Source organism: Microbacterium mcarthurae (assembly GCF_046064585.1).
GTDB lineage: Bacteria > Actinomycetota > Actinomycetes > Actinomycetales > Microbacteriaceae > Microbacterium > Microbacterium mcarthurae.
In genome coordinates, this window is record NZ_JAROCE010000004.1 from 169294 (window position 1) to 195704 (window position 26411).

The following is a 26411-nucleotide window of genomic DNA, read 5'->3' on the forward strand; positions in this document are numbered from 1 at the left end:
GTGCCCGGACTTCTACGTTCAGCAGATGACCTCCGCACCCGAACGGACGGCCGGCAAGGGCCTGGCCGCGGGAACTCTGGGACTCTGGGGCTCGACCGTCATCGGTCTCGCCTCGACGGCCCCGGTGTACTCGCTCGTGGCCACCCTGGGCTTCGTCGTCCTCGCCGTCGGCGCCTCGGCGCCCATCGCCTTCATCCTCGCGTTCATCCCGATGCTCTTCATCGCCTTCGCGTACCGCGAGCTGAACAACGAGGTCCCCGACTGTGGGACGACGTTCACGTGGGGGACCAAGGCATTCGGCCCGTGGGTCGGTTGGATGGGCGGGTGGGGCGTCGCCGTGGCCGGAATGGTCGTGCTCGCCAACCTCGCGCAGATCGCCGGCATCTACCTGTGGACCCTGATCGGCGACGGCTCACTGGCCGAGAACGTCCCGCTCGTCACCGCGACCGGTGTCGCGTTCATCGCCGCGATGACGTACGTCAGCTATCGCGGCGTCGAGATCGGCGAGCGACTCCAGAACATCCTGCTCGCCGTCCAGTACCTGGTTCTGGTGCTGTTCGTCGTGGTGGCGCTCTGGAAGTTCTTCGACGGCACGGCGCCGAACCCGACCCCGTTCGATCTCGCCTGGTTCAACCCGCTCGGCTTCACCGACTGGAGCGGATTCACCGAAGCCGTGCTGCTGGCTCTGTTCATCTACTGGGGTTGGGACACGTGCCTCGCCCTCAACGAAGAGACGAAGGACCCCAAGCGCATTCCGGGCCGCGCGGCGCTGCTGACGACGGTCATTCTGCTGGGCACCTACGTCTCGGTCACGGTCGCCGCGATGATGTACGCGGGCGTCGGCGAGGACGGAGTGGGGCTGGGCAACGTCGATAACGCCGACGACGTCTTCCTCGCGCTGAAGGACGGGCTCTTCGGCCCGTTCGGCTGGATCCTCATCGTCGCCGTCCTCATCTCGGCGGTCTCGTCCACCCAGACGACGATCCTGCCGACGGCCCGCGGAACCCTCGCCATGGCGGCGTACAAGGCGCTGCCACGACGCTTCAGCACGGTGCACCCGCGGTTCCAGACGCCCTCGTTCTCCACGCTCGTCATGGGCATCGTCGCGAGCGTGTACTACGTGGGGATGACGCTGATCAGCGACAACATCCTGCAGGACTCGATCCTGTCGCTCGGGCTGGCCATCGCCTTCTACTACGCCATCACCGGCTACGCGTGCGTCTGGTACTACCGACGTGACCTCTTCACGTCGGGCAGGAACCTGGTGTACCGCGGCATCCTGCCGCTCCTGGGCGCGCTCATGCTGACCTACGCCTTCGTCCAGTCGGCGATCGACATGTACGACCCGGAGTACGGCTACACGGTGCTCTTCGGCATCGGCGGCACCTTCGTGGTCGGTATCGGGGCGCTGGCTCTCGGTGTCGTCCTGATGATCGTCTGGTACCTCGTGCCGACGTCGAAGCCGTTCTTCCGCGGCGAGAGCCTGAACCGCGACACCGAGGTGCTGGTGCCCGACGAGCCCATCACCTACCCCCGGTCGGTCGACGGCGGCATCTGATCCGCGGCGGTCAGCGGTCGGGTGCGTTCACACCGCGGCGCGGATGACACCCACCTGCTGACCGCCGCCGAGCACGGTCAGTCCCAGCGCGGGAAGCACGTCCGCAACGGCGGCCGCGTCGAGGGAGCCCGCGCGCTCGAGCAGACGCAGAGCGACGGCGTGGCCCGCGCGGTTGGAGCCGTCGAGCATCTTCAGCGCCACGGTGGTGCCGTCGGGCGCGGTCATGACCTGCACACCCTCGGCGCCCATCTTCGCGAACACCCCGAGGCGCTCGATGACGATCGTGTCGGGACGGCCCGGACCGTCGATGGTCCACGGGTGCTCCCGGACGGCACGCACGAGGGCACCCGCACTGCGGTGCAGAGCGAACGGCGACCGCTCCGACGACGTCGCGATCCGTTGGATGGCACGGGCGAGCCCGGTGAGGCTCATGGCGTAGACGGGAGCCCCGCACCCGTCGATGGCCGTCGTGGTGACCCGTTCGCCGACGAGCCGTTCGATGACCTCGCGGATGTGCACCTGCAGCGGGTGCTGCAGGTCGAGGTAGTCCGCGGTGGACCAGCCGTTCGTCACGCAGGTGAGAAGCATCGCGGCATGCTTGCCCGAGCAGTTCATCCGCAGCGGGGAAGGAACGCCGTGGTCGCGGACGAGCTCGTCGCGCGTCTGCGTGTCGCTCGGCCAGGCGGCGGGGCAGCCCAGATCGTCTTCGGTCAGACCCGCCGACTGCAGGATGCCACGGGCGACCTCCGCATGGCGGTCGGTGCCGCAGTGGCTCGCCATCGCCAGCGCGAGGCGTTCTCCGCTCAGGTCTGCACCCGCCGACAGACACGCGAGCGCCTGAAGCGGCTTCATGCTCGAGCGGGGGAGGAACGGTGCCCCCGGGTCGCCGAGCGAGAGGTGCTCCGAGCCATCCGGGGACAGCACCACGGCGACGCCGTGATGGCGCGACTCGATGAATCCGCTGCGTTCGACGACAGCGAGTTCGACGGCATCCGGGGACGTTGCAGGCATCCGTCCATCGTATCCGCCGGGTCCGTCCCGTCAGGTGCGGGCGCGAGTCGCCAAGGTTTGTCGCTTCTCGGCCTCGCGAGGCGACAAATCCTGGCCACTCACGCGACGTGCGCGCGGGAGGGAGCAGGATGGAACCATGAACGGAGAGCACCAGTACCGTCTGCGCGCGACGTGGACCGGCGACCGGGGGACCGGGACGAGCGGATACCGCGACTATGACCGCTCGGTCTCGCTCGAGGTCGATGGCAAGCCGCTCGTCGAGGCATCCGCCGACACGCCCTTCCGCGGCGACGGGTCGAAATGGAACCCGGAGGAACTCCTGCTGGGGGCGCTGAGCGAATGCCACCTGTTGTCGTATCTGTACGCGTGCGTGAAGACGGGGGTGGTCGTGGTGTCGTATCGGGATGACGCCAGCGGAACGCTCGTCGAGGACGGCAAGGGCGGGGGAGCGTTCTCCGACGTCCTGCTGCGCCCGCAGGTCGTGGTGGCCGATTCGTCGATGATCGACGCCGCCGTGGCCGCGCACCGGCAGGCGCGCGAGTGGTGCTTCATCGCGAACTCGGTGAACTTCCCGGTCCGGCACGAGCCCGTCGTGACCGCCGCCTGAGCGATTCGACGCCACTTCCCCCGAAACGACGGAACCCCGCCGGCACGAAGCCGACGGGGTTCCGCTTCTGCGGGCGAGGGTTCAGCGCACGTCCTCGTCGACCCAGTCCATCGACTTCGTGACGGCCTTCTTCCACAGGCGCAGCTCGCGGTCGCGCTCGCCGGAGTCCATGTCGGGCTCCCAGCGCTTGTCCTCCTGCCAGTTGGCGCGGAGGTCGTCGAGGTTGTCCCAGAACCCGACGGCGAGGCCAGCCGCGTACGCGGCACCGAGCGCGGTGGTCTCGGCGACCACCGGACGCACGACGGGCACGCCGAGGATGTCGGCCTGGAACTGCATGAGCGCGTCGTTGGCGGTCATGCCGCCGTCGACCTTGAGCTCGGTGAGGTCGACACCGGAGTCGGCGTTGACCGCGTCGAGCACCTCCCGCGTCTGGAAGGCCGTGGCCTCCAGAGCGGCGCGCGCGATGTGGCCCTTGTTGACGTAACGGGTCATGCCCACGATCGCGCCGCGGGCGTCGGGACGCCAGTACGGGGCGAACAGGCCCGAGAACGCCGGCACGAAGTACACGCCGCCGTTGTCGTCGACCGAGCTGGCCAGAGCTTCGACCTCGGGCGCCGACGAGATGATGCCGAGCTGGTCGCGCAGCCACTGGATGAGCGAACCGGTGACGGCGATCGAGCCTTCCAGCGCGTACCGTGCGGGCTGGTCGCCGAGCTTGTAGCCGAGGGTCGTCAGCAGACCGTTCTTGGAGTGGACGATCTCCTCACCCGTCTGGAAGATGAGGAAGTTACCGGTGCCGTAGGTGTTCTTGCTCTCGCCCGGATCGAAGGCGGCCTGACCGAAGGTCGCGGCCTGCTGGTCGCCGAGGATGCCGGCCACGGGCGTCTCGCGCAGCAACGACGAGGACTCGACAGTTCCGTACACCTCGGAGGACGAGCGGATCTCGGGCATCATCGACCGCGGCACGCCGAAGTCGGCGAGGATGTCGTCGCGCCACTCGAGCGTCTCGAGGTCCATGAAGAGGGTCCGGCTGGCGTTGGTGACGTCGGTGGCGTGGACACCGCCGTCGATGCCGCCGGTGAGGTTCCACAGCACCCAGCTGTCGGTCGTGCCGAAGAGGAGGTCGCCCGCCTCCGCCTTCTCGCGCGCGCCGTCGACGTTCTCGAGGATCCACACGATCTTCGTGCCCGAGAAGTAGGTCGCCAGCGGCAGGCCCACGACGCTCTTGTAGCGCTCGACGTCACCGTCGGCGAGACGGTCGACGATCGACTGCGTGCGGGTGTCCTGCCACACGATGGCGTTGTAGACGGGCTTTCCGGTGTTCTTGTCCCACACCACCGCCGTCTCGCGCTGGTTGGTGATGCCGACGGCGGCGATGTCGTGGCGGGTGATGTCGGCACGGCTCAGGGCGAGGCCGATCACTTCCTGGGTGTTGTGCCAGATCTCCAGCGGGTCGTGCTCGACCCACCCGGCCTTGGGGAAGATCTGCTCGTGCTCTTTCTGTCCGACGGAGACGACACCGCCGGACTTGTTGAAGATCATCGCGCGGGTCGAGGTCGTGCCCTGGTCGATGGCAAGGACGTAGTCGGCCATGAATGGACTCCTTTGTCAGTAGAGGAAGGGGAATGGGTGAGGAAGAGGCGCGGGGGTGTCGTTGACGACACCCCCGCGGGGATCAAGCGGCGACGAAGCCGAGGAGGACGGGGGCCAGGAGGCCGGCGAGCGCGCCTCCGACGAGGGGGCCGGCGACGGGCACCCACGAGTAGCCCCAGTCGCTGGAACCCTTGCCCTTGATGGGCAGCAGGGCGTGCGCGATGCGGGGTCCGAGGTCACGGGCAGGGTTGATGGCGTAGCCGGTGGGGCCACCCAGCGAGGCGCCGATACCGACCACCAGCAGCGCCACCGGGACGGCCGACAGGCCACCGAGGCCGCCGGGCACGCCGATGTCGGCGACGCCGTAGTCACGGAATCCGAAGATCACGAACACCAGGACGAACGTCGCGATGACCTCGGTGACGAAGTTGAAGCCGTAGGAGCGGATCGCGGGGCCGGTCGAGAACACGCCAAGCTTGGCGGCCGGGTCCGGCTCGTCGTCGAAGTGCTGCTTGTAGGACGCCCACGCCAGCACCGCACCGATGATGGCACCCACGAGCTGGGCGGCAACGGCCACGAAGAACTGCGCGATGGTGATGTCGCCGTGGACCAGGAGTCCGATCGACACGGCGGGGTTCAGCTGTGCGCCGGAGTAGGCGGAGACGATGACACCGGCGAAGACCGCGAGGCCCCAACCCCAGTTCACCATCAGGAATCCACCGGCATTGCCCTTGGTCTTGGCCAGCGCCACATTGGCGACCACGCCACAACCCAGCAGGATCAGCATGGCGGTGCCGACGACCTCCGAAAGGAAGTACAGCCCCAGATTCACTTCTTGCATGTCGTCATCGACCTTTCTGTTTTGCCCGGCCCCCATCGGCGCGGACGTGTGCGGCTCGGTGTCTCGAACCTATGACCGCCGTGCGGGCGCGCAACAGAAGGCGCGCCCGCACGTTCTCTCAAATTGTGGCGACGCCGGCTTCCTCGAGGTCGACCCGGTGCGCGGTGCGCAGCGCCTCGGTCGCGCGCGCGATCTCCTCGTCGACACGCGCGGCGTCCCATCCGAGCGGACCGGCGATCGTCTCCGCGACCTCCCGCAGCGTGCGCTCGGTCATGCCGCCCACGAACGCGAGGTGGGTGCGGCGCAGGAGGACGTCGATCAGGTGGACGACCTGCTCGTTCTCGGCGATCCACACCAGCTCTTCGCGGTAGTAGCCGGGGACGTTCGCCAGCGCCGTCGGCTCCGCCGGCAGGACGTCGAGGATCCCATCCGCGCGCGTGCCGTAGCGCTCGAGCATGGCATCCACGAGGGCTGCCGAGTGCGCATTCGTGCGAGCGGCGATCCAGCGCCGACGCTCTTCCTGGCTCGCCGGGAAGCCCTTGCCGCCACCGATCGGGAGGCCCTGCGTGCTCACCCGGTGCGGTCGACGCAGCTTCTGCAGCGTCTTCATGCTGAGGTGCTCGGCGAGGGCGCGGAAGGTGGTCCACTTGCCACCCACGAGGCTCATCGACGGGGTGCCGGCGATCTCGTCCTCGACGATGCGGTAGTCGCGCGAGACGAATCCGGGCGCGGTGTCGTCGTGGCGCGGCAGGGGGCGGATGCCGGAGAAGGTGTAGACGATCTGCGTGCGATCCACGCTGACGGTGGGGAAGACGTGGCCGATGAGGTCGAAGAAGTACTCGATCTCATCGTCGGTGCACACCACGGGCGTCGACGGGTCGGCGTCGATGTCGGTGGTACCGACGAGGACGCGGTCCTTCAGCGGGTAGATGAGGACGATGCGACCGTCGGAGTGCTCGAAGAAGATCTCGCGACCGCCCGTCGCGGCCAGCAGCTCGGGGTTGTCGAGCACGATGTGCGAACCCTTGGTCCCGCCCATGAACTGCGTCGGAAGCCCCATCGCGCCGTTGGTGAGGTCGGTCCACGGCCCCGAGGTGTTCAGGATGACCTTCGCCTTGACGGAGAACTCCTCGCCCGAGACCTCGTCGCGCACCCGCACGCCGTTCTCGTCGGCGCCGACCGCGGAGACGTAGTTGACCGCCTGCGTGCGCCCGCCACCGGCGACGATGCCGTCGTGCAGGACGTCGAGCGCGATGCGCTCGGGGTCGTGCATCGAGGCGTCGAAGTACGTGGCGGTGTAGGCGAGGTCGGGGTTCAGCCGGGGCAGCTCGGCGAGCGACTTCTTCTTGCCCAGGAACTTGTGCCGGGGGACGGTCCCGCCGTCGCGCGAGAAGGTGTCGTACATGATGAGGCCGACCTTGATCAGCAGCGCGCCGCGCTCGTTGGGCTTGCCGCGTCCGTGCGTGACGAGCAGGCGGAACGGAGCCGACAGGATGCCGGAGAACGTCTTGTAGATCGGGATCGTGGTCTCGAGCGGCTTGACGTAGTGCGGCGCGGTCTTCAGCAGATCGTTGCGCTCGGTCACGGCTTCCTTCACGAGCCGGAACTCGCCGTTCTCGAGGTACCGGATGCCGCCGTGGACCATGTGGCTGGAGGCGGACGAGGCGCCGGAGACGAAGTCGCCGCGTTCGACGAGGGCGACTTTCACGCCTTGCAGGGCGAGATCGCGGAGGGTGGCGATGCCGTTGATGCCCCCTCCGATGATGAGGACGTCGAGGTCCTCGGCGTCACGGAGCGCCTGGACGTCGGCGCGAAGCGAAGGTGAGGGGGACGACATGTCGACTGCGACCTTTCGTTGGGGTACGAGAAAGGATGCGCCCATCTGCACGTTGTTGCAAGCCCCTTGAACAAACGTGCAGAATGGGCTCTGCACGAAAGGGCCGACCATGACGACGCAGACCGAGGAGCGCTCGCGCGACGCCCTGCGCGCCGCCCAGTTGTACTACATGCAGGACCTGACGATGGATGCCATCGCCCACGAGATGCGCGTCTCGCGGTCGTCGGTGTCACGGCTACTGCAGCACGCGCGCGACGTGGGCCTCGTGACGATCTCGATCAGTCCGCCCGACGATGCGCGCGGCCAGATGGCCCAGCGCATCGCCGATCGATTCGGCATCACGGCGCACGTCGTGCCCACGCCCGCGCGCACCTCCGAGGCTGAGCGCCTGGAGCGCACCGCGCTGACCGCCGCGCGCATCCTCGCCGAACGGATCGAGTCCTCCATGACGGTCGGCATCGCCTGGGGATCGACGCTGTCGGCGATCGGCCGGCACGTGCCGTCGAAGGACGTCCACGACACCCACATCGTGCAGATGAACGGGGCCGCCAACCTCCGCACCTCCGGCATCCCGTACGCCGGCGAGATCCTCTCGCGGTTCGGGGCCGCCTGGTCGTCGTCGGTGCACCAGTTCCCGGTTCCGGCGCTGTTCGACGACCCGCGCACGAAGCAGGCGATGTGGCGCGAACGCTCGGTTCGTTCGGTGCTCGAGATCCAGCAGCGCGTGGGGCTGTTCGTCTTCGGTCTCGGCTCTCCCCATGCCGAGGTCCCCTCGCACGTCTACAGCGGCGACTACTTCGACGAGCGCGACCGCTCGATCATCGAGCGCGAGGGCATTGTGGGCGACTGCGCGACGGTGTTCTACCGCGTGGACGGGTCGTGCGACATCCCCGAACTCAACGCCCGCTCCAGCGGGCCCGACCTCGACACCGTGCGACGCATCCCGCGACGGTTCTGCGTCGTGTCCAGCCTCTCCAAGCTCGACGCCCTGCGCGGCGCACTCGCCGCGAGGCTCATCACCGAGCTCGTCGTCGAGGAGGCCCTCGCCCGAAGGCTGCTCAGCGTCACGCGCTGAGCAGCCTCAGACCTCGCCGAAGCCGTCGTCGATCAGGCTCCGAAGTTCGGCGAGAGCGTCCCGCGCCTGCGGCCCGGTGGCTGTCACGCGCACGCGGGCACCCTGGCGGACGCCGAGGGACATCAGGGCGAGAAGGCTCCGGGCCGAGACCGGTTGCGCTCCACCGTCCAGATCCGTGATCTGCACGTCGGCGTCGTAGCGCGACGCGGCCTTGACGAACGTCGCCGCCGGGCGCGCGTGGAGGCCCGACGGATTGATGACGGTGGTCTCGAACGACAGTTGCCCGCTCGCGGGTTCTGCGGGCACCGCCGTGGGCGCATCCGGTTCCGTCGCCCCGAGCTGAGCCCGCTTGGCATCCGCGGCGCGAGCGACCTCGGCGGCGGTGTCGGCCAGCGTCGCGCCGCCCGCGGCGGTCACGACCGCGCTCACCAGACCCTCCACGAACGGTGCGGGGCTCAGGACGATTCGATCGGGATCGGCGGTGAACTCCCGCGCCATCTCGGCGCTGAGCAGCGCCGACCCCAGGTCCATCAGCACGAGGACGCCGTCACCCGAGTCCGCCTCGGCGAGGGCCTCGGCGATGGCCGTGGCATCCGTCCCCAGGTCGCCGTCGGGGCCGCCCGCGGCGATGCGCACGGTCGGGGGAGCGTCACCACCCATCCGCAGCGCCAGATCGGCTGCGGCCTCGGCGAGCGGACGGCTGTGCGAGACCGCGACGATGCCGATCACCCGCGCGCCGCCAGAGCGTCGCTGAGGGCACGGAAGAGCAACGCCGAGGAGGCCGCCCCCGGATCGATGTGGCCCGCACTCCGCTCGCCGAGGTAGCTCGCCCGACCTTTCCGCGCGACGAGCGGCTCGGTGTCGTCGCGCCCTGCGGCGGCGGCTGTGGCGGCCGCTGCCGCCGCCTCAGCGACGCCCTTCCCCGCGGTCACCGCGTCGTCCCACGCGCTCAGGGCAGGCATCTGCGCGTCGATCATCGTCTTGTCGCCGGGTTCCGCGCGCCCGCGGGCGACGACCCCCTCGGCGCCGGCCCGCAGCGCCGCGCCGAGGGCGGCGGCATCCATCTCACCGGTGAGGACCGGCCCCATGCGGAGGAAGAACGTCCCGTAGAGCGGGCCGCTGGCACCTCCCACCGACGAGACCAGGGTCATCCCCACGACCTTGAACAGATCGGGGGCGGACGAGGGCGGCGGGTCGAGCTTGGCGACGACCGCGTCGAGGCCCCGCGCCATGTTCGAGCCGTGGTCGGCGTCGCCGATCGCGGAGTCGAGCGCGGTCAGCTCGTCACGGTGTTCCTGCACGGCATCCCGGAACTTCCGGATCCAGGCAATGAGGTCGGCGGTCGAGACCGTGTCGATCATGCGCCCCACCGCAGGCCGGGCGTGACCACGGGCGCGTCCCACAGACGCAGCATCTCGTCGTCCGCCTTCACGACGGTCAGCGACGCCCCCGCCATGTCGAGGCTCGTGATGTAGTCGCCGATCAGAACCCTCTTCACGTCGACGCCCGCCTCTGCCAGTCGAGGGGCGATCTCGCCGTACAAGAGGTATTGCTCGATGAGAGGCGTCCCGCCGAGGCCCGAGAGCAGCACGATTGCGTCGCCGACCGGCTCGCCGAAATCGTGCACGATCGGGTCGACCAGGAGCCCGGCCACCTCGTGCGCGGTGGCGAGCTTCACGCGCGTGCGGCCGGGCTCACCGTGGATGCCGACCCCGACCTCCATCTCGTCTTCCGGAAGCTCGAACGTGGGGTGGCCGACGGCGGGAACCGTGCAGCTGGTCAGGGCGACGCCCATCGACCGCCCTGCGGCGGACACTCGTCGGGCCAGTGCCGCGACGGCATCCAGGTCGGCACCTTCTTCGGCCAGGGCGCCGACGATCTTCTCGAGGATCACGGTCGTGCCCGTGCCTCGGCGGCCGGCCGTCCAGGTGGAGTCCTGCACCGCGACATCGTCGGCGACGACCACCGACTCCACCCGGACGCCCTCGGCTGCGGCCAGCTCGGCGGCCATCTCGAAGTTGAGCACGTCGCCGGTGTAGTTCTTCACGATGTGCAGGACGCCGGCGCCGGAGTCCACGGCCTGGGTCGCCGCGAGCACCTGGTCGGGGGTGGGGGAGGTGAACACCTCGCCGGCAGCTGCCGCGTCGAGCATTCCGCGCCCGACGAATCCGCCGTGCATCGGCTCGTGGCCGGAGCCGCCGCCGGAGACGAGCGCGACCTTGCCCGCCGGCGTCGGCTCGGCGCGCGCGATGACGCGATTGTCCATGTCGACGCGCAGATCGGGATGAGCCGCGTGGATGCCGCGCAGAGCCTCTGCCAGCACGTCAGCCGGGTCGTTCACGAATTTCTTCACGGGTGCCTCCTCGTCGTGGCTGCGGCGGGTTCGGGCCCGCTTCTTCAGACCCTGCTCGCCGCGAGGCTCCACGTCAAGGGCACTTGGTCACATGCGTTCGTGCGGAAGGACCTGCTTGATGCGTTCGAGGGGATTCTGCGCGGGGACCTCGTTGTAGGCGTGAGCGAGCTCCTGCTCACTGAGCGCGTGAATGGCGGCCATGATCTCGTCCGTGGCTCCGCGCCGAGCGCGTCCCGAGGTGGCGGCGCCGTGCGGGGACAGGTCGAGCGGGGCCCCGAAACGCACCGTGATGCGCTCCTTCGTCGTGGGGATCTTCGCGCCCACCGGCATTACCTTGTCGGTACCGATCAGCCCCACCGGAACGACGGGCGCTCCGGTCTGGAGGGCGAGGAAGGCGACACCCGTGCGGCCCTTGTAGAGACGCCCGTCGAGCGAACGCGTCCCCTCCGGGTACAGCGCCACGGCCCGCCCGTCCTCGAGCAGCGCGCGCTGCTGGTCGAGTGCGTCGAGGGCGGCCTGACCGGCGCCGCGCTCGACGGGAATGGCTCCGATCGCGGTGAAGAACTGCCGCGACGCCCACTTCTCGAAGTAGGCCGACTTGGCCAGGAAGTGCACCGGGCGGGGGGAGGCGACCGGGATGGCGACGGAGTCGATGAAGGAGAGGTGGTTGCTGGCGAAGATGACCGGCCCCGTGCGCGGGACGTTGTCGCGTCCCTCGACACGGGGGCGGTACACGGCGCGCGCGAGCGGGGCGATGAAGAAGCGCCCGAGGCCGTAGGCCGCGCCCATCTGCTTCGGGGGGACGGCGGGGGTGCCGCCCGGATCGTCGGAACTCACCCGTCGAGGCTACTGTGCACCGCATGCGCCGCCGCGCATGGGGCTCTCAGCGGCGGCAAAGGCCGATGGGGGATGATGGACCGGTTCCCCGTCGTCTTCGAGAGGTCTGCCGTGCGCATCCGCCCGATCGCTTCCCTGTCCGTCGCCGCCGCCGCGGTCCTGCTCCTGGCCGGGTGCAGCGGCTCGTCGGACGAGAGCCCGACCCCGGACGCCAGTGGCTCGGCGGACGCCGGTCAGTGTCAGAGTGCGTTGTCGCAGGGGGCGGTCTCGGACGACGTGCAGGTGTCGGGCGACTTCCGCGGAAAGGTCGAGGTGACCCTGCCCGACGGGTATGCACCCGCCGGCCTCGAGCGCACCACTCTCGTCGAGGGGTCGGGCGAGCAGGTCCGCTCAGGTGACGTCCTGCGGGCCAACTTCACGCTCGTCGACGCCGCCACGGGCGAGGTGCAGCTCGAGACGCAGACCACTGCCCCCGACGGCATGGACACCCTGATCTCGTCGCAGCAGATCTTCGGCGCCGCGCTCGAGTGCGCCACCATCGGGTCGCGCACCGTGTCGGCCTTCCCCGCCGGAGCGCTCGGCGAGGGGTCGCCGGCGTTCATCCTCGTCGCGGACGCGCTCGAGGAGCTCCCCACCCGTGCCGACGGCGCCGAGGTCGAGCCCGCGGAGGGGATGCCGACCGTCACCTTCGGCGACGACGGCGCGCCCACCATCACCATGCCCGACGCCCCCGCTCCCTCTGAGACGCGGGTCGAGAACCTGCGCAAGGGCGACGGCGACGTCGTCAACCCGGGCGACCAGGTGATCGTGCAGTACACCGGCGCGCTCTACGACGACGGAACGGTCTTCGACTCGAGCTGGGAACGCGGCACTCCGGCAGAGTTCGCCACCACCGGTGTGGTTCCCGGATTCCGCAAGGCCCTCGAGGGTCAGACCGTCGGCTCGCAGGTCGTCGTCGTGATGCCGGCCTCCGACGGATACGGCGAGGCGGGTCAGGGCGACATCCCGGCAAATGCCCCGCTCGTCTTCGTCGTCGACATCCTCGGCGTTCAGCACGCGGCGGCGCCCGCTCAGTAGGCTGAGCGGATGCGTCGCGTCGTCATCCTCGGCTCCACCGGTTCGATCGGCACCCAGGCCCTCGACGTCATCCGGGCCAACCCTGACCGGTTCGAGGTCGTGGGCCTGGCTGCCGGAAGCGATCGCGCGGGCGTCGCGGCGCAGGCGGAGGAGTTCGGCGTCGACGCGGTCGCGCTGGGCGCGGTCGAAGCGGAGCAGCTCGTCCGGGACGTGCCCGCCGACGTCGTGCTCAACGGCATCACCGGATCGGTGGGTCTCGGGCCCACGCTCGCGGCGCTCGAAGAAGGGCGAACGTTGGCCCTCGCCAACAAGGAGTCGCTCATCGTCGGGGGCGACCTCGTCACTCGTCTGGCGGCCCCCGGGCAGATCGTCCCGGTCGATTCCGAGCACTCGGCCATCGCTCAAGCGTTGCGGTCGGGCGAGCCCGACGAGGTGCAGCGGCTCGTCCTCACGGCATCCGGGGGTCCTTTCCGCGGACGTTCGCGCGCGCAGCTTCTGAACGTGACCCCCGCGCAGGCCCTCGCCCACCCGACGTGGGACATGGGACGCGTGGTCACCACGAACTCCGCCACCCTGGTGAACAAGGGGCTCGAGGTCATCGAGGCGCACCTGCTGTTCGACGTGCCCTATGAGCGCATCGATGTCGTCGTGCACCCGCAGTCGATCGTGCACTCGATGGTCGAGTTCGTCGACGGCTCGACGATCGCGCAGGCGTCGCCTCCCGACATGCGGTTGCCGATCTCGCTCGGGCTCGACTGGCCGCACCGCGTCGCGGGTGTGGGCGTGCCGCTGGACTGGACGACAGCGACCCAGTGGACGTTCGAGCCGCTCGACGAGGAGGCGTTCGGATCCGTCGCTCTGGCCAAGCGCGTCGGCCGCGCCGGCGGGACGTATCCCGCGGTGTTCAACGCCGCGAACGAGCAGGCCGTCGACGCGTTCCACGAGGGACGCCTGAGCTTCCTCGGCATCCTGGATGTCATCGAGCGTGTCGTGGAACGCCATGACGCGCCCGCGGCGCTCACGCGCGAGTCGCTCGCGGAAGCCGAGGCCTGGGCGCGCCGCACCGCCGACGACGTGATCGCCGCGCTCTGACGGGAGCCGCCGCACCGGCGGCGCGCGCACGTCCGGAGGGTCCGTTCGTCCGCGCCGCTGCACCGGCCGCGCGCACAAGTCCTGCGCACCCCGCGGACCGGGGCCCCCGAACGCGCGCAGCGCCTCTCCTGCAGGACTTGTGCGCGCGTCTCCGGGCTGCGCGCGCAACGGGCTGTGCACGACTCCGGCAGAGGGGGATGCCACGGCCCAGCGCGCGTGCATTCGGTCGGCGGCGCAGGAGTTATGCGCGACCGCCGTCGCGACGTCGCACCGCCGTGTCAGGCCGGGAAGTCGACCGGTCGCTCGGGATCGGACGACGGAGTGCGGTCGTCGGGGTAGGGCACGGGCCACTGCGCGTCGGGGACGGACCAGCCAGCGGCCCGAAGCGCACGACGCGACAACTCACGCGCGGAGTACGGCGTGCGGATGCCGCGGATGTCGCGGTAGTCCTGGTGACCGGGCCCCGCCCACAGGATCGCATCGCCCTCGCCGACCAGCTTCACGGCCTCGAGGATCGCGCGCTCCGGCGGGGTGAACTCGAGGATCTCGGCGTCGGGCCGGGCGCGGCGGGCGCCCTCGACGAGCACCGCGCGGATGGCATCCGGGTCTTCGTTGCGGGGGTGATGGTCGGTGACGATGAGCACATCGCTGCCCTCGACCGCCGTGCGCCCCATGTCGTGGCGCTTGGTCGCGTCGCGGTCGCCGTCGGCGCCGAAGAGCATGACGACCTTGCCCGGCGTCACGCGACGCACCGCCGCGAGTGTCTTCTCGAACGCGTCGGGGGAGTGCCCGAAGTCCACGTACACCGCGGGACCCTCGGGGCCGGAGACGAGCTGGGTGCGACCGGGCAGGGATGCCGTGATGCGCCCGCCGTCGAGCGCGGCGACGAGCGTCTCCCACGCGTGCCCCGCCTCGAGCAGCATGACGATCGCGAGACCCGCGTTCGCGGCCATGTGGCGCCCGATCACGGGGACCACCGTGGTGAGGGACCGGCCGCCGCGGTCGCGGAGCGTGAACTCCGTGCCCTCCTGACGCTCGTCGACGATGTCGACCATCCAGTCGGCCTCCGCCGTGGGGTCGTCGGCGATCGCCGGGGTCACGATGGTGACGACGGGGATGTCGGCCCGCGCGGCGATCTCGGCACCCGCGGGGGAGTCCAGGCACACCACGCCACGGCGAGAGCGATCCGAACGGAACAGGGGCAGCTTGGCCTCGAAGTACTCGCGCATGTCCGCGTAGTCGTCGAGATGGTCGTGCGTGAGATTGGTGAACCCCGCCACGTCGAACAGCAGGCCGTCGACCCGGTGACGTGTGAGTGCCTGGGCGCTCACCTCCACGGCCACGGCCTCGACGCCGCGCTCGCGCATGAGGGCGAGAAGGGCGTGGAACTCGGATGCCTCGGGGGTGGTGAGCCGCGACACAATGACCTCGCCCGCGATGTGGCGTTCGGCGGTCGAGGAGAGCCCCGTGACGACGCCCAGCTGCTCCAGGATGCCCTCGAGCAGGTGCGACACACTCGTCTTGCCATTGGTTCCGGTGGTGGCGAGCAACTGGGGGAGGTCGTCCCCCGGGCCCGTGCCGTAGACCCACGCGGACAGATCCCCCAGGAGCGCCCGGGGGTCGGCGACGACGACGATGGGGAGACCGGCCGACGCGGCGATCGCGGCGCCGTCCTCATCGGTCACCACGGCGACGGCACCGCGTTCGGCGGCCGTCACGGCGAACTCCGCACCGTGCCGGTGGACGCCGCGGATGGCGACGAACGCCTCGCCGGCGCGCAGGTCGGCGGTCGCGAGGGTGATGCCGGTGAGCACGGTGCCCTCGACATCGCCGACGGTGCGCTCGCCGAAACGGCGGGCCAGCTCCGACAGGTCGCGGCGGGGCGGGTGCTCCGGCCGGAGGACGGGCGGGAGGTGGGAAGGCGTGTCGATCGGCATCCCTCCCATTGTCTCATCCGACCCCGCTCAGCCCTCGCATCGGCACCGCACGGGAGGTTCCAAGGGCAGCGGCGGTATCGTCGGCGGGTGACCGCGATCGCCTTCCTCATCGGCGTGCTCGTGCTCGTGATCGGCTTGGCCGTCTCGATCGCCCTGCACGAGATCGGGCATCTGCTGCCCGCGAAGCTGTTCGGCGTGCGCGTCGGGCAGTACATGATCGGCTTCGGACCGACGCTGTGGTCGCGCCGTATCGGCGAGACCGAGTACGGCGTCAAGGCTCTGCCCCTGGGCGGGTTCATCTCGATGTCCGGCATGTATCCGCCGGCGCCCGAGACCGACGCCCCGCCGACCCGCCGGTCGCGCCTGTTCGCCACGATGATCCAGGACGCGCGCGACGCCAACGCCGAGACGATGATCGCCGGCGACGAGCGCGTGTTCTACCGGCTGCCGGTGTGGAAGCGCATCGTCATCATGCTCGGCGGCCCCGTGATGAACCTGATCCTGGCGTTCGTGCTGTCGGCGGTCGCGGTGAGCGCCATCGGTGTCGCGCAGGGGACCACCACGGTGTCCTCCGTCTCGCAGTGCGTGATCCCCGCCGACGCGGAACGCGCCGACTGCCAGGCGAGCGACCCCGTCGCACCGGCGGCGGCAGCCGGCATCCGTCCCGGCGATGTGATCCTGTCCATCGGCGGGACCGCCGTGTCGACCTTCGACGAGGCGGCGGCGATCATCCAGCGCTCGCCGGGGCAGGCGCTCCCGGTCGTCGTCGAACGCGATGGCGTCGAGCAGACGCTCACGATCACCCCCGTCTCCACGGAGCGGCCCGTGGTGGGGGCGGATGGCCAGCCCGAGGTGGATGCCGCGGGCGCACCGCTGTATCGGACGGTCGGATTCGCCGGCCTGAGCCCGCAATCGGCGTTGGTGCCCCAGCCGATCTGGGCAGGGCCCGAGGCCACCGTGCAGCAAGTCGGTCAGGTCGCGCAGATCATGGTTCAGCTGCCCGTGCGCATCTACGACACCGCGGTCGATCTGTTCACCGGTCAGCCGCGCGACCCCAACGGCCCCCTGAGCGTCGTCGGAGCCGGGCGTCTCGCGGGCGAGTTCGCGGCGGTGGATGCGCCGATTCTCTCCCGCGTGCAGGCGATCATCGGGCTGCTCGCGGCCCTGAACATCGCCCTGTTCGTCTTCAACCTCATCCCCCTCCTCCCGCTCGACGGCGGGCACGTGGTGGTTGCGCTGTGGGACGGGCTGAAGCGCTGGTTCGCCCGCATGCGTGGGAAGGTCGCCCGCCCGGTGGATGCCACCAAGCTGGTGCCGGTGACCTTCGTCGTCGTCGTGCTGCTCATCGGCATGGGCGGCATCCTCTTCCTCGCCGACATCTTCAACCCGATCCAGCTGCTCTAGAGGCCGCACAACTCCTGCGGCGTGCACGGTACGCGACGGCGAACCGCTGCCCGACGTGGATCTGCAGGAGATGTGCGCGCGTCAGAGGGCGGCGGCGATCAGACGCTCGAGGGTGCGCATGCCGTCGCGCGACAGGATGGACTCGAGGTGGCCCTGCACACTCGCCACGGCGGGTCCGCGCAGGGCGTACACGTCGCCGGTCCCGGCGTCCGCCGAGACCTCCACCGCGATGTCCAGGCCAGCCGTCGGTACGGGCGACACCGCGTCGGCGGGCTCCGAGAGGGCCGTGACGGGCCCGATCGTGATCCCGCGCTGCGTCGTGCCGGGGGCCACGCACGCCGTGAACGTGTTGTAGAACCCGATCGCGGCGGGTTCGCCGAACACGTCCACGCTCTTCTGCAGACCCTGGTGCGGTTGCGCGAGGGGCACCAGGTCGATGCCCAGCTGATCGGCCAGGATCTGATGGCTCAGGCACACCGCCAGCAGGGGAGCGCGGCGGAACAGGCGGCGCGAGACGACGTGGCGCATCGCGGCGATGCGCTCGCTCGCGTCATCGCGCGGGTCGCCCGGACCCGGGCCCGCGACGACGAGATCCGCGGCATCCACCTCGGCGTCGGTCGCCTCGGACCAGTGCACGATCCGGGTGTCCAGACCCAGGTGACGCAGCTGGTGCGCGAGCATCGTGGTGAAGCGGTCCTCGGCATCCACGACGAGCGCCGTGCGCCCGGCGAAGGGGCCGGAGCCGTCGGGATCCTGCGGGTTCATCCAGAACGGCGCGAGGCGTTCGTTGCGGGATGCCAGCAACTCGGCGATCGCGGGATCCTCGGCGAGCGGCCGGCGCGGAGCGACGGGGGCGTCGGGGTCGGCCTCGGGTGCGGCGGCGGGCGCGGAGTCGCGGGGGATGGCGCCGATCGCGCCGAGCACTCCGGCAGCCTTGCCGTGCGTCTCGCCGACCTCGCCGTAGGGGTCGGAGTGGCGCACGAGAGTCGCTCCGACCGGCACCCGCAGCCGCCCGTCCACGAGGTAGGCGGTGCGGATGAGGATCGGCGCGTCCAGGTCGTGCGTCGGACCCTCGGTGGCGCCGTTGGGGGTGAACAGGGCCGCGACGCCGGAGTAGTAGCCGCGCGGCGTCGTCTCGTGCCGCGCGATGACGGTGCACGCGTTCTGCATGGGCGAACCCGTGACCGTCGGTGCGAACATCGTCTCGCGCAGGATGTCGCGCGGGTCCAGAGTGCTGCGCCCGCGCAGCATGTACTCGGTGTGCGTCAGCCGCGACATCTCTTTCAGGTGGGGGCCGGTAATGCGGCCGCCGTCGCTGCAGACGGCGCTCATCATCTTCAGCTCCTCGTCGACGACCATGAAGAGCTCCTCGGTCTCTTTGGTCGAGCGCAGGAACTCCGCGAGGGTGTCGGCCGTGGCGCCCCCCTGCGGGTGGCGGAAGGTGCCCGAGATGGGGTTCATCGTGACGACGCCGTCGTGCGCGCTGACGTGCGCCTCGGGGCTCGCGCCCACCGCGACGTGACCGGGCGTGACCACGGCGAACGTCCAGTACGCCCCCTTCTCATGCTCCAGCAGTGCGCGGAACCACGTCAGCGCCGCGACGCGCGGCTCGGCGTCGACGCCGGCGACGAAGTCGCGGCGGATGACGAAGTTCGCTCCCTCGCCTCGACCGATCTCGTCCGCGATGACGCGACGCACGATGTCGGCATACGCCTCGTCGTCGATGTCGAACCCGGCGTCCGCGAGGGCGACGGGGGCCGGAGGAAGGGATGCCACCACCTCGGCGCGGGGGAGAGGTATCCGCTGCTCCACGACGAGGCAGCGCAGCGGCGCGCCGTCGTCGTGGCAGACGAACCCGCGCTCGCGCACCTGCCGGAACGGCACCAGCGCGAGCACCTCGCGTGGCCGGCCGTCACCGTCGATCAGAGGGATGTCCGCGAGGAGGTCGACGTCGACGACGGTGCCGGTGAGCACCTCGACGCTCGACGCGTCGCGCGCGATGAGGGCGAACGGCGCGTCGCCGGTCAGCAGCTCGTGGATCAAGGAGGAGGGGTCGGGCCCGGTCATCGAAGTACTTCCGTCTGTGATCGAGGGTCCAAAGCGGCCGCCGGAAACACGAAGACCGCCCGAATCCCGAGGGAGGGCGGTCTGTCGCACGCGTGCTCACCGCCTAGACGGTGAGCCACCAGCTGGAATACGCGCGCATGGCGCCGAACCTATCACAGAGCGCCCTTCAGCCCCCGTGCGGGTCCGGCGGCGTAGGCTGTGGGCGTGCCTGCAGTGAACATCGGGATGCCCCGCGTGCCGGAGGTCCTCGCTCCCCGTCGCAAGACCCGCCAGATCAAGGTCGGCAAGGTCCTCGTGGGGGGAGACGCCCCCGTCAGCGTGCAGTCGATGACGACGACGCCGACCACCAACATCAACGCCACCCTCCAGCAGATCGCCGAGCTCACGGCATCCGGCTGCGAGATCGTGCGCGTCGCGGTGCCGTCGCAGGACGACGCCGATGTGCTGCACATCATCGCCAAGAAGAGCCAGATCCCGGTCATCGCCGACATCCACTTCCAGCCCAAGTACGTCTTCCAGGCCATCGACGCCGGGTGCGGCGCGGTGCGCGTGAACCCGGGCAACATCCGCAAGTTCGACGATCAGGTCGGTGCGATCGCCAAGGCCGCCAAGGACGCGGGCGTCTCCCTCCGCATCGGCGTCAACGCCGGGTCGCTCGACCGTCGCCTGCTCGAGAAGTACGGCAAGGCCACGCCCGAAGCTCTCGTGGAGAGCGCGGTGTGGGAGGCGTCGCTGTTCGAGGAGCACGACTTCCACGACTTCAAGATCTCGGTCAAGCACAACGACCCCATCGTCATGGTGAAGGCCTACCGCCTGCTCGCCGAGCGGGGCGACTGGCCGCTGCACCTCGGCGTCACCGAGGCCGGCCCCGCGTTCCAGGGCACGATCAAGAGCGCGACGGCCTTCGGCATCCTGCTGTCCGAGGGCATCGGCGACACGATCCGCGTCTCGCTGTCGGCGCCGCCGGCCGAAGAGGTGAAGGTCGGTCACCAGATCCTGCAGTCGCTCAACCTTCGGGAGCGCAAGCTCGAGATCGTCTCGTGCCCGTCGTGCGGTCGCGCCCAGGTCGACGTCTACACGCTCGCCGACAACGTCACCGAGGGCCTCAAAGACATGACGGTGCCGCTGCGCGTCGCGGTCATGGGGTGCGTCGTGAACGGTCCGGGCGAAGCGCGCGAGGCCGACCTCGGTGTCGCATCGGGCAACGGCAAGGGGCAGATCTTCGTCAAGGGCCAGGTCATCAAGACCGTTCCCGAGGCGGAGATCGTCCAGACGCTCATCGAAGAGGCCAATCGCATCGCCGACGAGATGGGTCCCGACGCCGCCCCCGGCACGGCCCAGGTCATCACGGCCTGACGACCAGTCCACGCGTGCGGCGGTGGCCGCCCGAGGAGCTGAGCCCGATCCGCTAGCGTCGGGAGTCTCATGCCTGAGACCGCCGTTGCCCCCGTGTCGCTCGCTCGCCCTCTCGTTGCGGGGATGGTGACGGCGCTCGTCGGCTTCACCAGCACGTTCGCCGTCGTGCTGACGGGCCTTCGCACCGTGGGGGCCACCCCCGCGCAGGCTGCGAGCGGACTGCTGGCGATCTCCCTCGTCGTGGGGGTCGGATGCATCATCCTCGCGTGGCGGTATCGCATCCCCATCACGATCGCGTGGTCCACCCCCGGTGTCGCGCTCCTGGCCGCCACGGGCGCGGTCGAGGGAGGGTGGCCGGCGGTCGTGGGCGGGTTCCTGGTGTCGGCGGCCCTCATCCTGTGCACGGCGCTGTTCCCTCCGCTGGGGGCGCTCATCGCCCGCATCCCGCCGTCGATCGCCCAGGCCATGCTCGCGGGAGTCCTGCTGCCCCTGTGCGTCGCCCCCTTCGTCGGGCTCGTCGACGACCCGTGGGGCGTGGCGCCCGTGCTGATCGTGTGGCTCGTGGCATCCCGGCTCGTTCCGCGGTGGGCGGTGCCGCTCGCGTTCCTGGCCGCCATCGTCGTTGTCGCGATCGAGCTCACCCGCACCGGGGTCGACGCGGATGCCGCAACCCTGCTGCCGCGACTGGAGTTCACGGCCCCGACGCTCACCGTCGGGTCGGTCGTCGGGATCGCCCTGCCGTTGTTCGTGGTGACGATGGCCTCGCAGAACGTGCCGGGCGTCGCGGTCATGCGAAGCCTCGGGTACACAATCCCGTGGCGTCCGGCGATGCTCGTCACGGGGCTGGGGTCGGCACTGGCCGCGACCGCCGGCGGGCACGCGGTGAACCTCGGCGCGATCAGCGCCGCGATCGCCGCGGGCCCGGACGCGCACCCCGATCCCCGCCGGCGCTGGGCGGCCGGCGTGTCGGCCGGCGGCATGTACCTCGTGCTGGGTGGGCTGTCCGCCGCCTTCGCGGCGATCGTGCTGCTGGCCCCGCCCGGTGTCATCCCCGCGGTGGCGGGCGTGGCGCTGTTCGCCGCGTTCGGTTCGGCGGTGCAGCAGGCAATCGACGACCCGGGTGAGCGCCTCCCCGCTGTGGTGACGTTCCTCGTCGCGGCATCTGGGATCGCCATCGCCGGCGTCAGTGCGGCGTTCTGGGCGCTGGCGGCAGGGCTCGTCGTGCGCACCGTCCTGCACCTGGGGCGGCGCCCCGCGGCCTGAGCCCCGGGTCAGTCCAGACCGAACTCGGCGCGGATGCGCTGACGTGCGTCGGCGTACTCGGGCAGGGCATCGAAGAAGGCGTACTTCTCGCCGATGACCGAGTCGCGGGAACCGTCGGGCTCGAGCACGTAGGTCGCGAACGTCTCGGCGAAGTCCTCGGACGCGTTGGTCGCGGCGTAGTCGCTGACGAAGTCGCTCTCGTGAGCCTGGTAGAACTCCCACGCGATGTCGGCGTCGACGTTGTCGCGGGCGGGAGCGTCGTCGTACGCCGCCCAGAACCGCTCGGCGAACCGCTGCAGGTCGGAGTCGGGGAGCAGGCATCCCGCTCCGCTCCACTCGGTGTCGCACACCTCGGCCGCGGGGTCCACGTCGTCGAGTCCCAGGCTCAGCAGGTGTGCGTACTCGTGGACGAGCGTCGACAGGAGGAGGTCGGCGTCGTCGGCGTAGGCGAGGTTGGCGGCGAACACCCACTTCGTCGGGTCGTTCTCGTCGCTCGTGACGTAGGCCAGGGTGTCGCTGTCGGGGTCGTCGCCCGTGTGGTACCCCGTGATGTCGGATGCCACGAAGTCCGGGGTCGCGACGCGCACGAACTCGTCCCACACCTCGCGTGCGCGCCCCTCGGGCTCGGGGTCGAGCGTGCCATCGGGCAGCACCGCGTACGTCTCGGTCGGGGTGAAGTCGCCCGTGGACCCCACCGAGGGCTGCCGTGTGCCGGTTCCGAACAACCCGCTGGTGCCGGCCACGGCGCCGATACCGATCCAGACGAGAACGCCCACCAGGACGACGGCGGAAACGGTGAGGAGGGCGATCCAGCGGCTGCGCACGTGCTCACCCTAGGGGGTGAGGTGGGGCGGTGCTGGTGTTGCGGTTTCGTTACCGAATCGGCCATGTCGGCGGGAACCGATCCGCGGGACGCGGACACTACTGGGTGTGGAAGATGACGACGCCGAGCTGTGGGTTCGGGTGCGCCAGGGGGATGAGCTCGCGCTCGCCGCGCTGTTCGATCGGTATGAGGGGCGGTTGTTCCGTCATGCGTCGCGGTTGTTGTCGCATCGAGAGGATGCGAAGGATGCCGTGACGGTGGCGTTCTTCGAGCTGTGGCGTAAGCGGGCGTCGGTGCGGTTGGTGGAGGGGTCGCCGTTGCCCTGGTTGGTGAACACGGTGGCGCATTGTGCGCGGAATCTAGAGCGATCGGGGCGGCGGTATCGGGCGTTGCTGGATCGGGCGCCGGTGGCGGAGATGGCGGTGACGCCGTCGGGACACGATGACAGCGGCGTTCTCGCCGCGCTGAAGCGGCTGCCCGAACGGGAGCAGGCCGTTGTGGTGCTGGCGGTTCTGGAGGGCTATGCCGAGCGCGAGGTCGCTCAGGTTCTCGGCATCCCTGCGGGCACCGTGAAGTCGCGTCTGGCGCGAGCCAAAGCGAAGCTGCGCAACGACATCACTCTGGAAGGGGCACGGTCATGAACGACGAACTGACGCCCGATGAGCGGGCGGCGATGCGTGCGCGGATCGTGGGTGGTGCTCGTGGCATTCGGCCGGTGGGAGCTCACCGGAATGCGTGGATCGCGGGGTCGGTGGCGGTGGCGCTGGTTGCGGCGGTCGCTGGCGGGGTGGTGGCGACGTCGACGCTTTCGGCGCCGCAGATCGCGACCACGCCCACCCCCAGCCCGACGGCGACGACCGAGTCGACCCCCACGCCGACCCAAACGCCCACGCCCACCCCGAGCCCCACTCCGGCCGCGGCAGCGCCCGCCGTTGCGTTCGGAGGACAGTGCTCGAGAATGCTCGACGACTTCGAGGCGCGCAATTTCGTCTCCGACGCGGCGCCCTGGACATGGGGCGATGGGATCGAAGCCACTCCTCCGAGCTCTCCCGACATTCACGCCTTGCTCGGTGGCCTGTCCTGCTGGTGGGGAGGCGAGCAGGAGAGCTTCGGGGTGACTGTGTTGCCCCGCTCCGTCGTTCCCACCTCGATCATCGAGACGTGGCAGTCGACGCTGAGATGCGACCTGGGCATCGTGTGCCTCGCCGAACAGACGGTGGGAGATTTGTGGGTCGGCGTCCAGTGGTACGAGCCGGGGTGGCCTCAAGAGCAAACGTTCTCGGAATCGTCGGAGATCGACCGTGTGCGAGCGAGTGCACAAGCGGTGCTCGCGATGGTTCTGCCACGTGCACAGGTGGCAAGCGGTGCTCCGCAACCGGACCTTGCGTTGTCCCCGTTGCCCGAGTGCGCGAGCTTCGACGATGTTGTTGCGCAATGGGCGGGGGCCGAACTCGAAGCCGGATACCCGACCGACTGGGTTCCATCCGGTCCGATCTGGGACATCACCGTCGCCGCCGGGGCGAATCGCTACTGCGGGTGGCACCTCAATCCGGCCGACTCAACGCAGTCGCCGCTTGCGGTCGAGTTCTACATTCAGCCCCTGCTGGGTGCGCCGCGCGCCGAGGATCTCCAATCCACCGGCATGGCGTACCGCGACATACCCGGTACATCCTCGGCATGGCTGAAAGAGAGCGTGGAGAATCCCGGTTCCGTGCGCATGATCGTGGATGTGGGAGGGACGAGAGTGACGGTAGCGGGCGGTGGGCGGAGCACGGCGGAATGGAACGACCTCGTCTCTCGGCTGGCGGATGCGGTATCCGCCCCCGGTGACCGCGGCTGAGGCCACGGCATCCCCCGCTCTAGACTCGATTCCGTGGTCACCCGTCTGTCGAACTACTTCCTCCGCACGCTTCGCGAAGACCCCTCGGATGCCGAGGTCACGAGCCACCGTCTGCTCGTGCGCGCCGGATACATCCGTCGCAACGCCCCCGGCATCTTCGCGTGGTTGCCGCTGGGCTTGAAGGTCAAGGCCAAGATCGAGACCGTCGTTCGCGAGGAGATGGCGAACGCCGGGGCGTTCGAGGTGCATTTCCCGGCGCTGCTGCCCCGCGAGCCGTACGAGGTCACGGGCCGCTGGGAGGAGTACGGCGACGCGCTGTTCCGCCTGCAGGACCGCAAGGGCGCCGACTATCTCCTCGCCCCCACGCACGAGGAGATGTTCACGCTCCTGGTGAAGGACCTGTACTCGTCGTACAAGGACCTCCCGCTGACCATCTATCAGATCCAGGACAAGTACCGCGACGAGGCCCGCCCCCGCGCCGGCCTCTTGCGGGGCCGCGAGTTCACGATGAAGGACGCGTATTCCTTCGATGCGACGGATGCGGGACTGGATGCCTCATACCAGGCGCAGCGCGACGCATACGAGCGCATCTTCCAGCGCCTCGGGCTCGAATACGTCATCGTCGCGGCCGACGCCGGCGCCATGGGCGGCTCGAAGTCGGAGGAGTTCCTTCACCCGACGCCCATCGGTGAGGACACCTTCGTGCGTTCGGCCGGCGGGTACGCGGCGAACGTCGAGGCGTTCACGACCGTCGCGCCCGACGCCCTTCCCCTCGAGGGGCTGCCCGAGCCGGTGATCTTCGATTCGCCGAACACCCCCACGATCGCGACGCTCGTCGACCACTCCAACGCGCATCTCGACGCCCCGGCCCCCGGTATCGCGGGTCCCGCCACCGCGGATTCCGCCGAGTGGACGGCGGCGCACACGCTCAAGAACGTGGTCTTGGCGCTCACGCACCTCGACGGCACGCGCGAGATCGTCGTCGTCGGCATCCCCGGCGACCGCGACATCGACGACAAGCGCGTCGAGGTGGCCTTCGCGCCCGCCGAGGTGGAGGCGGCGACGGAGACCGACTTCGAGAACAACCCGCTGCTGGTGAAGGGATACATCGGTCCGTGGTCGCCCACCGGCCCCGTGCTCGGCGAGGAGTCGGCGACCGGCATCCGGTACCTGCTCGACCCGCGCGTCGTGGACGGGACGGCCTGGATCACCGGCGCCAACATCGACCAGAAGCACGTGCACTCGCTCGTCGCGGGCCGCGACTTCACGGGCGACGGCTTCGTCGAGGCCGCCACGGTGCGAGCGGGTGACCCCGCGCCCGACGGCTCGGGCCCCGTGGAGCTGGCGCGCGGCATGGAGATCGGTCACGTGTTCCAGCTCGGCCGCAAGTACGCCGAGGCGCTGGGCTTGAAGGTGCTCGACGAGAACGGCAAGCTCGCGACCGTCACGATGGGGTCGTACGGCATCGGCGTGACGCGCATCCTCGCGATCATCGCCGAGCTCAACAACGACGAGAAGGGCCTCGTCTGGCCCGCGTCGGTGGCGCCGTTCGACGTGCACGTCGTGGCGACGGGACGGGATGCCGTGGCCTTCGACCTCGCCGCCTCGGTGTCCGCGCAGCTGGAGGAGGCCGGGCTCGACGTGCTGTACGACGACCGCCCCAAGGTCTCGCCCGGCGTGAAGTTCGGCGACGCCGAACTCGTCGGCATCCCGCGCATCCTCATCGTCGGCCGCGGTGCCGCCGATGGCGAAGTGGAGCTGTGGGACCGCCGCACCGGGGAGCGCGAGACCCTGCCGGTCGCCGAGGCCCTGGCCCGGCTGCAGGCTTGAGCCGTCTCGA

23 protein-coding genes are annotated in these 26411 nt (G+C 70.0%); 11 read left to right on the plus strand and 12 right to left on the minus strand.

The annotated features are described in order from the left end of the window. Window positions 1–25 precede the first annotated feature (25 nt). Window positions 26–1558, plus strand: a complete 1533-nt coding sequence (locus tag P5G46_RS13200; protein WP_239277014.1) for an APC family permease — start codon at window positions 26–28, stop codon at window positions 1556–1558. Between the two features lie 27 nt (window positions 1559–1585). Here P5G46_RS13200 and P5G46_RS13205 read toward each other — a convergent pair whose 3' ends face one another. Continuing rightward, a complete protein-coding gene (locus tag P5G46_RS13205) occupies window positions 1586–2569 on the minus strand; it encodes an asparaginase (RefSeq protein ID WP_239277013.1) in 984 nt (327 codons plus the stop codon). Window positions 2570–2705: 136 nt separating this feature from the next. Between P5G46_RS13205 and P5G46_RS13210 the strand changes: the two genes are divergently transcribed. Then, window positions 2706–3176 (plus strand): OsmC family protein, encoded by a 471-nt coding sequence (locus P5G46_RS13210; RefSeq protein WP_239277012.1) that lies wholly within the window; start codon window positions 2706–2708, stop codon window positions 3174–3176. A gap of 81 nt (window positions 3177–3257) precedes the next feature. On the opposite strand, the gene glpK is transcribed toward P5G46_RS13210, so the two are convergent. The 3 genes from glpK to P5G46_RS13225 form a co-directional block, all read right to left on the minus strand. Beyond that, entirely contained in the window at window positions 3258–4769 is a 1512-nt protein-coding gene (gene glpK, locus P5G46_RS13215) for a glycerol kinase GlpK (protein WP_239277011.1), read from the minus strand. 82 nt (window positions 4770–4851) lie between these two features. Then, the gene (locus P5G46_RS13220; RefSeq protein ID WP_239277010.1) at window positions 4852–5610 is read right to left on the minus strand and encodes an MIP/aquaporin family protein; all 759 of its coding nucleotides are present in this window, start codon (window positions 5608–5610) and stop codon (window positions 4852–4854) included. A 118-nt stretch (window positions 5611–5728) separates the two neighbouring features. Beyond that, window positions 5729–7447: a glycerol-3-phosphate dehydrogenase/oxidase gene (locus tag P5G46_RS13225; RefSeq protein ID WP_408905871.1), complete on the minus strand. Its 1719-nt coding sequence runs from the start codon at window positions 7445–7447 to the stop codon at window positions 5729–5731. Between the two features lie 109 nt (window positions 7448–7556). Here P5G46_RS13225 and P5G46_RS13230 point away from each other — a divergent pair, with 109 nt between their 5' ends. Then, a complete protein-coding gene (locus tag P5G46_RS13230) occupies window positions 7557–8522 on the plus strand; it encodes a sugar-binding transcriptional regulator (RefSeq protein WP_239277008.1) in 966 nt (321 codons plus the stop codon). A 6-nt stretch (window positions 8523–8528) separates the two neighbouring features. Here the strand turns inward: P5G46_RS13230 and dhaM are convergent, their stop codons facing one another. The 4 genes from dhaM to P5G46_RS13250 all read right to left on the minus strand — a co-directional run bounded on the left by dhaM (window position 8529) and on the right by P5G46_RS13250 (window position 11664). After that, window positions 8529–9251 carry a dihydroxyacetone kinase phosphoryl donor subunit DhaM gene (gene dhaM, locus P5G46_RS13235; protein ID WP_408905872.1) on the minus strand — a complete coding sequence of 241 codons (723 nt, stop codon included), beginning with the start codon at window positions 9249–9251 and terminating at the stop codon, window positions 8529–8531. Continuing rightward, complete coding sequence (gene dhaL, locus P5G46_RS13240) at window positions 9248–9883, minus strand: dihydroxyacetone kinase subunit DhaL (protein WP_408905873.1); 636 nt, start codon at window positions 9881–9883, stop codon at window positions 9248–9250. The genes dhaM and dhaL overlap by 4 nt, the downstream gene beginning before the upstream one ends. Then, a complete protein-coding gene (dhaK, locus tag P5G46_RS13245; protein ID WP_239277005.1) occupies window positions 9880–10875 on the minus strand; it encodes a dihydroxyacetone kinase subunit DhaK in 996 nt (331 codons plus the stop codon). Before dhaK ends, dhaL begins: the two co-directional genes overlap by 4 nt. A gap of 87 nt (window positions 10876–10962) precedes the next feature. Next, entirely contained in the window at window positions 10963–11664 is a 702-nt protein-coding gene (locus P5G46_RS13250) for a lysophospholipid acyltransferase family protein (protein ID WP_239277034.1), read from the minus strand. 120 nt (window positions 11665–11784) lie between these two features. Between P5G46_RS13250 and P5G46_RS13255 the strand changes: the two genes are divergently transcribed. Beyond that, window positions 11785–12789: an FKBP-type peptidyl-prolyl cis-trans isomerase gene (locus P5G46_RS13255; RefSeq protein ID WP_239277004.1), complete on the plus strand. Its 1005-nt coding sequence runs from the start codon at window positions 11785–11787 to the stop codon at window positions 12787–12789. Window positions 12790–12798: 9 nt separating this feature from the next. Then, window positions 12799–13881 carry a 1-deoxy-D-xylulose-5-phosphate reductoisomerase gene (gene dxr / locus P5G46_RS13260; protein ID WP_239277003.1) on the plus strand — a complete coding sequence of 361 codons (1083 nt, stop codon included), beginning with the start codon at window positions 12799–12801 and terminating at the stop codon, window positions 13879–13881. A 278-nt stretch (window positions 13882–14159) separates the two neighbouring features. On the opposite strand, the gene P5G46_RS13265 is transcribed toward dxr, so the two are convergent. Next, complete coding sequence (locus tag P5G46_RS13265) at window positions 14160–15818, minus strand: Mur ligase family protein (RefSeq protein WP_408905874.1); 1659 nt, start codon at window positions 15816–15818, stop codon at window positions 14160–14162. An 87-nt stretch (window positions 15819–15905) separates the two neighbouring features. On the opposite strand from P5G46_RS13265, the gene P5G46_RS13270 reads away from it, so the two are divergent. After that, on the plus strand, window positions 15906–17222 hold the full coding sequence (locus P5G46_RS13270; RefSeq protein ID WP_239277001.1) for a M50 family metallopeptidase: 1317 nt from the start codon (window positions 15906–15908) through the stop codon (window positions 17220–17222). Between the two features lie 81 nt (window positions 17223–17303). Here P5G46_RS13270 and P5G46_RS13275 read toward each other — a convergent pair whose 3' ends face one another. Continuing rightward, window positions 17304–19289, minus strand: a complete 1986-nt coding sequence (locus tag P5G46_RS13275) for an anthranilate synthase family protein (RefSeq protein WP_239277000.1) — start codon at window positions 19287–19289, stop codon at window positions 17304–17306. 204 nt (window positions 19290–19493) lie between these two features. On the opposite strand from P5G46_RS13275, the gene ispG reads away from it, so the two are divergent. Together ispG and P5G46_RS13285 are read left to right on the plus strand one after the other, a co-directional pair. Continuing rightward, window positions 19494–20645 carry a flavodoxin-dependent (E)-4-hydroxy-3-methylbut-2-enyl-diphosphate synthase gene (gene ispG, locus P5G46_RS13280; RefSeq protein WP_239276999.1) on the plus strand — a complete coding sequence of 384 codons (1152 nt, stop codon included), beginning with the start codon at window positions 19494–19496 and terminating at the stop codon, window positions 20643–20645. Between the two features lie 69 nt (window positions 20646–20714). Further along, the gene (locus P5G46_RS13285; protein WP_408905875.1) at window positions 20715–21908 is read left to right on the plus strand and encodes a benzoate/H(+) symporter BenE family transporter; all 1194 of its coding nucleotides are present in this window, start codon (window positions 20715–20717) and stop codon (window positions 21906–21908) included. An 8-nt stretch (window positions 21909–21916) separates the two neighbouring features. On the opposite strand, the gene P5G46_RS13290 is transcribed toward P5G46_RS13285, so the two are convergent. Next, window positions 21917–22732, minus strand: coding sequence for an NADH:ubiquinone oxidoreductase subunit 4 (chain M) (locus P5G46_RS13290; RefSeq protein WP_408905876.1), 816 nt, complete (start codon window positions 22730–22732; stop codon window positions 21917–21919). 106 nt (window positions 22733–22838) lie between these two features. Here P5G46_RS13290 and P5G46_RS13295 point away from each other — a divergent pair, with 106 nt between their 5' ends. Beyond that, entirely contained in the window at window positions 22839–23372 is a 534-nt protein-coding gene (locus P5G46_RS13295; protein ID WP_239276996.1) for an RNA polymerase sigma factor, read from the plus strand. Between the two features lie 82 nt (window positions 23373–23454). On the opposite strand, the gene P5G46_RS13300 is transcribed toward P5G46_RS13295, so the two are convergent. After that, window positions 23455–23622, minus strand: a complete 168-nt coding sequence (locus P5G46_RS13300; RefSeq protein ID WP_408905877.1) for a hypothetical protein — start codon at window positions 23620–23622, stop codon at window positions 23455–23457. A 67-nt stretch (window positions 23623–23689) separates the two neighbouring features. Here P5G46_RS13300 and P5G46_RS13305 point away from each other — a divergent pair, with 67 nt between their 5' ends. Both P5G46_RS13305 and P5G46_RS13310 read left to right on the plus strand, forming a co-directional pair. Further along, window positions 23690–24571: a hypothetical protein gene (locus P5G46_RS13305; protein ID WP_408905878.1), complete on the plus strand. Its 882-nt coding sequence runs from the start codon at window positions 23690–23692 to the stop codon at window positions 24569–24571. Window positions 24572–24604: 33 nt separating this feature from the next. After that, a complete protein-coding gene (locus P5G46_RS13310; protein ID WP_239278604.1) occupies window positions 24605–26401 on the plus strand; it encodes a proline--tRNA ligase in 1797 nt (598 codons plus the stop codon). Window positions 26402–26411 lie beyond the last annotated feature (10 nt).

Excerpts from the sequence above, each read along its gene's own strand:
- P5G46_RS13200 (WP_239277014.1), top strand. The coding sequence starts at position 26 with ATGACCTCCGCACCCGAACGGACGGCCGGCAAGGGCCTGGCCGCGGGA.
- P5G46_RS13205 (WP_239277013.1), bottom strand. The coding sequence starts at position 2,569 with ATGCCTGCAACGTCCCCGGATGCCGTCGAACTCGCTGTCGTCGAACGC.
- P5G46_RS13210 (WP_239277012.1), top strand. The coding sequence starts at position 2,706 with ATGAACGGAGAGCACCAGTACCGTCTGCGCGCGACGTGGACCGGCGAC.
- glpK (WP_239277011.1), bottom strand. The coding sequence starts at position 4,769 with ATGGCCGACTACGTCCTTGCCATCGACCAGGGCACGACCTCGACCCGC.
- P5G46_RS13220 (WP_239277010.1), bottom strand. The coding sequence starts at position 5,610 with ATGCAAGAAGTGAATCTGGGGCTGTACTTCCTTTCGGAGGTCGTCGGC.
- P5G46_RS13225 (WP_408905871.1), bottom strand. The coding sequence starts at position 7,447 with ATGTCGTCCCCCTCACCTTCGCTTCGCGCCGACGTCCAGGCGCTCCGT.
- P5G46_RS13230 (WP_239277008.1), top strand. The coding sequence starts at position 7,557 with ATGACGACGCAGACCGAGGAGCGCTCGCGCGACGCCCTGCGCGCCGCC.
- dhaL (WP_408905873.1), bottom strand. The coding sequence starts at position 9,883 with ATGATCGACACGGTCTCGACCGCCGACCTCATTGCCTGGATCCGGAAG.
- P5G46_RS13250 (WP_239277034.1), bottom strand. The coding sequence starts at position 11,664 with ATGGGCGCGGCCTACGGCCTCGGGCGCTTCTTCATCGCCCCGCTCGCG.
- P5G46_RS13255 (WP_239277004.1), top strand. The coding sequence starts at position 11,785 with ATGATGGACCGGTTCCCCGTCGTCTTCGAGAGGTCTGCCGTGCGCATC.
- dxr (WP_239277003.1), top strand. The coding sequence starts at position 12,799 with ATGCGTCGCGTCGTCATCCTCGGCTCCACCGGTTCGATCGGCACCCAG.
- P5G46_RS13265 (WP_408905874.1), bottom strand. The coding sequence starts at position 15,818 with ATGCCGATCGACACGCCTTCCCACCTCCCGCCCGTCCTCCGGCCGGAG.
- P5G46_RS13275 (WP_239277000.1), bottom strand. The coding sequence starts at position 19,289 with ATGACCGGGCCCGACCCCTCCTCCTTGATCCACGAGCTGCTGACCGGC.
- P5G46_RS13285 (WP_408905875.1), top strand. The coding sequence starts at position 20,715 with ATGCCTGAGACCGCCGTTGCCCCCGTGTCGCTCGCTCGCCCTCTCGTT.
- P5G46_RS13305 (WP_408905878.1), top strand. The coding sequence starts at position 23,690 with ATGCTCGACGACTTCGAGGCGCGCAATTTCGTCTCCGACGCGGCGCCC.